This window comes from Allobosea sp. CER48 (assembly GCF_044752385.1).
Classification (GTDB): domain Bacteria; phylum Pseudomonadota; class Alphaproteobacteria; order Rhizobiales; family Beijerinckiaceae; genus Allobosea.
In genome coordinates, this window is record NZ_JBIWYK010000218.1 from 1 (window position 1) to 5,349 (window position 5,349).

The 5,349-nt window shown below is 67.2% G+C and carries 5 protein-coding genes; all 5 read left to right on the plus strand.

Annotated features, from left to right (window positions below):
* Nucleotides 1-71 precede the first annotated feature (71 nt).
* Entirely contained in the window at nucleotides 72-1,082 is a 1,011-nt protein-coding gene (locus ACIPIA_RS09830) for an ABC transporter permease subunit (protein ID WP_400508994.1), read from the plus strand.
* 40 nt (nucleotides 1,083-1,122) lie between these two features.
* Entirely contained in the window at nucleotides 1,123-2,034 is a 912-nt protein-coding gene (locus ACIPIA_RS09835) for an ABC transporter permease subunit (RefSeq protein WP_400508996.1), read from the plus strand.
* A 4-nt stretch (nucleotides 2,035-2,038) separates the two neighbouring features.
* Nucleotides 2,039-3,061 carry an ABC transporter ATP-binding protein gene (locus tag ACIPIA_RS09840; RefSeq protein WP_400508998.1) on the plus strand — a complete coding sequence of 341 codons (1,023 nt, stop codon included), beginning with the start codon at nucleotides 2,039-2,041 and terminating at the stop codon, nucleotides 3,059-3,061.
* Nucleotides 3,058-4,038 (plus strand): peptide ABC transporter ATP-binding protein, encoded by a 981-nt coding sequence (locus tag ACIPIA_RS09845; RefSeq protein WP_400509000.1) that lies wholly within the window; start codon nucleotides 3,058-3,060, stop codon nucleotides 4,036-4,038. Before ACIPIA_RS09840 ends, ACIPIA_RS09845 begins: the two co-directional genes overlap by 4 nt.
* A gap of 101 nt (nucleotides 4,039-4,139) precedes the next feature.
* A partial coding sequence (gene pepT, locus ACIPIA_RS09850; protein ID WP_400509002.1) for a peptidase T occupies nucleotides 4,140-5,349 on the plus strand: 1,210 nt, incomplete at its 3' end.

The window sequence follows — 5,349 nt, forward strand, 5'->3', positions numbered from 1 at the left end:
AACTCGACTAATATGACAAGACAGGCCGCCGCGCAGGACGACATGCTCCGGCCGACAAGAATGGCAGAACCATGCTGCGCTTCATCTTCACCCGGCTGAGCCTGGTCATCCCGACCTTCATCGGCATCACCCTGCTGGCCTTCTTCCTCGTCCGTCTCGTGCCGGGCGACCCGATCGAGACCATGGCCGGCGAGCGCGGCATCGACGCCGCCCGCCATGCCCAGCTCCTCACCGAGTACGGGCTCGATCGGCCCCTGCTCGTCCAGTATGGCAAGTATATCGAGCGCGTCGTCCAGGGCGATCTCGGCAAGTCGATCGTCACCCGCGAGAACGTCCTGACCGAGTTCGGCCAGCTCTTCCCGGCGACGATCGAGCTCGCGCTTTGCGCCATCATCATCGCGCTTCTCGTGGGATTGCCGGCCGGCATCATCGCCGCGGTGAAGCGAAATTCCATCTTCGACCACGGCGTGATGGGCATCTCGCTCACCGGCTATTCGATGCCGATCTTCTGGTGGGGCCTGCTGCTGATCCTGCTGTTCTCGGTGCAGCTCGGCATCACCCCGGTCTCCGGCCGCATCGCCGTTCAGTACTTCATCGAGCCGGTCACGGGCTTCCTGACCATCGACAGCCTGCTGGCCGGCGACATCGACGCCTTCTGGTCGGCGCTGTCGCACCTGATCCTGCCTGCGATCGTGCTCGGCACCGTGCCGCTCGCCGTGATCGCCCGCATGACGCGCTCGGCGATGCTCGAAGTGCTCGGCGAGGATTACATCCGCACCGCCCGTGCCAAGGGCATGGCGCCCATCCGCGTCGTCGCGCTGCATGCGCTGCGCAATGCGCTGATCCCGGTCGTCACCGTCATCGGCCTGCAGGTCGGCACGCTCTTCACCGGCGCGATCCTGACCGAGACGATCTTCTCCTGGCCGGGCGTCGGCAAATGGCTGATCGAGGCGATCAGCCGGCGCGACTACCCAGTCCTGCAGGGCGGCACGCTGCTGCTCGGCGTCGTCGTGATGAGCGTCAATCTGTTCGTCGACCTGCTCTACGGCCTGATCAACCCGCGCATCAGGCACGCCAAATGATCCGCCCTTCACATTGCAGCTCCCATTGGAGCCCTCGCCCATGAGCGCCGAAACCCTCGAAGCCCCGGCCGTCGCAGCACCGAGCGGAACCCCGCCGCATCCCCTGCGCGAGTTCTGGACCTATTTCAGCGCCAATCGCGGCGCCGTCGCCGGCCTGATCGTCATCGTGCTGGTGCTGCTCTGCGCGCTGTTTGCGCCGTGGATCGCGCCGCATGATCCGAACCTGACCAACAACGCCGTCTTCCTGAAGCCGCCGTTCTGGCAGGCCGGCGGCTCGCTCTCCTATCCGCTCGGCACGGATGCGATCGGCCGCGACATCCTCTCGCGCCTGCTCTACGGCGCGCGACTGTCCTTGGTGATCGGCATCGCGGTCGTCGCGCTCGCCATCGTCGTCGGCATCGTGCTCGGCCTGATCGCCGGCTACTTCAAGGGCATCGCCGACATCGCGATCATGCGGCTGATGGACATCCTGATGACGATGCCGAGCCTGCTGCTCGCCATCGTGATCGTCGCGATCCTCGGCCCCGGCCTGATGAACGCCATGCTCGCCGTCGCCATCGTCGTGCTGCCGCACTATGTCCGCATCACCCGCGCCGCCGTCATCACCGAGGCGAGCAAGGACTATGTCGTCGCCGCCCAGGTCAGCGGCGCGCAGACGGTCCGCCTGATGTTCTCGGAGATCCTGCCGAACTGCGCCGCGCCGCTCATCGTGCAGGCGACGCTCGGCGTCTCCACGGCGATCCTCGACGCGGCGGCGCTCGGCTTCCTCGGCCTCGGCGCCCAGCCGCCGACCCCGGAATGGGGCACGATGCTCGCCGACGCCCGCGAATTCGTGCTGCGCGCCTGGTGGGTCGTCACCTTCCCGGGCCTCGCCATCCTCATCACCGTGCTCGCCTTCAACCTTCTCGGTGACGGCCTGCGCGATGCGCTCGACCCCAAGCTGAAGCGCTGATCCCATGCCCCTTCTCGAAATCGAAAATCTCAGCGTCGAATTCCCGACCTCACAGGGAACGCTGCGCGCCGTCGACCGCATCGACCTCACCCTCGACGAGGGCGAGGTGCTCGGCGTGGTCGGCGAATCCGGCTCCGGCAAGAGCGTGACCATGCTCGCCCTGATGGGCCTCGTCGGCTACCCCGGCCGCGTCCGCGCCGACAAGCTGCGCTTCGACGGCCGCGACCTCCTGACCATGTCCGCGCGTGAGCGCCGCCAGCTCACCGGCAAGGACGTGGCGATGATCTTCCAGGAGCCGAGCACCAGCCTGAACCCCTGCTTCACCATCGGCTTCCAGCTCGCCGAGACGCTGCGGAAGCACGAGGGCATGGACGGCAAGGCGGCCAAGCGCCGGGCGATCGAGTTGCTGGAGCAGGTCGGCATTCCCGCCCCGGAAAGCCGCCTCAAGGCCTTCCCGCACCAGCTCTCCGGCGGCATGAACCAGCGCGTGATGATCGCGATGGCGATCGCCTGCAATCCGCGCCTGCTGATCGCCGACGAGCCGACGACCGCGCTCGACGTCACCATCCAGGCGCAGATCCTCGAGCTGCTGATGACGTTGCAGCGCGAGCGCAACATGGCGCTGGTGCTCATCACCCACAACATGGGCGTCGTCGCCGAGACCGCGCAGCGCATCATGGTGATGTATGCCGGGCAGATCATGGAGGAGCGCAAGGTCGACGCGCTCTTCGCCGACCCGCAGCATCCCTATTCCGCCGCCCTGCTTTCGGCCCTGCCTGAGCGCAGCGAGAACGCGACGCGGCTCGCCACCATCCCCGGCATGGTGCCGGGCCTCAGCGATCGCCCGAAGGGCTGCCTCTTCAGCCCGCGCTGCGCCTATGCCACTGCGCATTCGCGCAATGTCCAGCCGGAACTGCGGCCCTGGCGCGACGGGCATGTGCGCTGCCACTACCCGCTCGGCGATCCGCAACGCGACGCCGAGCGCGCCCGCGACGAGGCCGGCCGGGCGAAGGAGGCCGTGCGATGAGCAAGCCCGTCATCGAGGCGCGTGAACTCACGCAGATCTACCCGGTCAAGCAGGGGTTCTTCCGCCCGCCGGCGCAATTGCAGGCGGTCAACAAGGTCTCCTTCTCGGTCGAGGCCGGGCGCACGCTCGCCGTCGTCGGAGAGTCCGGCTGCGGAAAATCAACGCTCGCCCGCATGGCGACGCTGATCGAGCCCCCCACCGCGGGCGGCTTGACGCTCGACGGGCTCGATGCCGTCAACCCGCCGGCCAGCGAGCGCCGGCGCCTGCGCCGCACGGTGCAGTTCGTGTTCCAGAACCCCTACGGCTCGCTCAACCCGCGCAAGAAGATCGGGACGATCCTGGAGGAGCCCCTCAAGATCAACACCGACCTCTCCGCTGCCGAGCGCACCGAGAAGGCGCGCGCGATGATGGCCAAGGTCGGCCTGCGTCCCGAGCACTATGCCCGCTATCCGCACATGTTCTCGGGCGGCCAGCGCCAGCGCATCGCGATCGCGCGCGCGCTCATCCTCTCGCCCAAGGTCGTGGTAGCGGACGAACCGGTCTCGGCACTCGACATCTCGATCCAGGCGCAGGTGCTGAACCTGCTCGCCGACCTGCAGGACGAGCTCAAGCTCGCCTATCTGTTCATCTCGCACGACCTCAGCGTTGTCCGCCACATCGCCCATGACGTGATGGTGATGTATCTCGGAAATGCGATCGAGCACGGCCCGAAGGAGCGCATATACGCCCGCCCGTTGCATCCCTATACGCAGGCTCTGCTCGCCTCGACGCCCCGCGTCGATGCCGGCAAGCGGGAGCGCATCATCCTGCGCGGCGAGCTGCCCTCACCGCTCAACCCGCCCAAGGGCTGCGTGTTCTCGACGCGTTGCCCCTTCGTGACGGATCGCTGCCGTGCGGAGCGCCCCGAGAAGCGCGAGATCGACGGGAGGCAGGTCGCCTGCCACTACGCCGAGGACTTCCTCGCCAAGGCTGCCTGACCGCGCTGGTTGGCAGGTCTTGCCGAAGCACTCCCTCGCACGATAGCTCTCGCCCTGTCCGCCGCATGGTCCGGCCGGGCAAGGCGAGAGGCGAGGTCGAGATGTCCGTAGCGGCGAAACTGACGGAGCGCTTCCTGCGCTATGTCGCGGTCGAGAGCCAGAGCGACGCGCGGGGGACGAGCCTGCCCACCACGCCGGGGCAGCAGCGCCTCGCCACCCTTCTCGCCGAAGAGCTGCGCGCGCTTGGCCTTGCCGACATCGTCATCGACGACCACGCCACCGTCACCGCCCGCAAGCCGGGCACGCAGCCCGGCGCGCCGCGCATCGGCTTCATCGCCCATCTCGATACGGTCGATGTCGGCCTCTCCCCGGTGATCCACCCGCAGATCCTGCGCTTCGACGGGGAGGATCTCTGCCTCAACCGCGAGCGGGACATCTGGCTGCGCGTCGCGGAAAATCCGCAGATCAAGCCATGGATCGGTGAAGACGTGATCGTCGGCGACGGCACCAGCGTGCTTGGTGCCGACAACAAGGCGGCCGTTGCCGCCGTGATGACGCTGCTGGCCGAGCTCAAGCCGGAGGACGTTCATGGCGACATCCTCGTCGCCTTCGTCCCGGACGAGGAGATCGGCCTGCGCGGCGCCAAGGCGCTCGACCTGTCCCGCTTCCCCTGCGACTTCGCCTACACGATCGATGCCTGCGAACTCGGCGAGGTCGTGATCGAGAACTTCAATGCGGCGCAGGGCGATATCAGCTTCACCGGCGTCAGCGCCCATCCGATTTCGGCCAAGGGCGTGCTGGTCAACCCGCTGCTGATGGCGATGGATTTCATCGCCGAGTTCGACCGGGCGGAGACGCCGGAGAACACCGCAGGCCGCGAGGGCTATTTCTGGTTCACCGAGATCACCGCCGGGCAGAGCGAGGCCAGGCTCAAGGTGATGATCCGCGAGTTCGACAAGGCCCGCTTCGAGGAGCGCAAGCGCCGCATCGGCGAAGTCGCGGACTTGATCGCGCTGCGCTATCCGACCGGCCGGGTCTCAGCCGATGTCACCGACACCTACGGCAATATCCATGACAGCCTGGGCGACGACCGTCGCTCGGTCGATCTGCTTTTCGCAGCGCTGGAGGCGCTGAAGATCGAGCCGAAGCAAATCCCGATGCGCGGCGGCACGGATGGTGCGGCGCTTTCCGCGCGTGGGCTGCCGACGCCAAACTTCTTCACCGGCGGCTGCAATTTCCACTCGCGTTTCGAATTCATGCCCGTGCCGGCTTTCGTGAAGTCCTACGAGACGGCCCGCATGATCTGCCTGC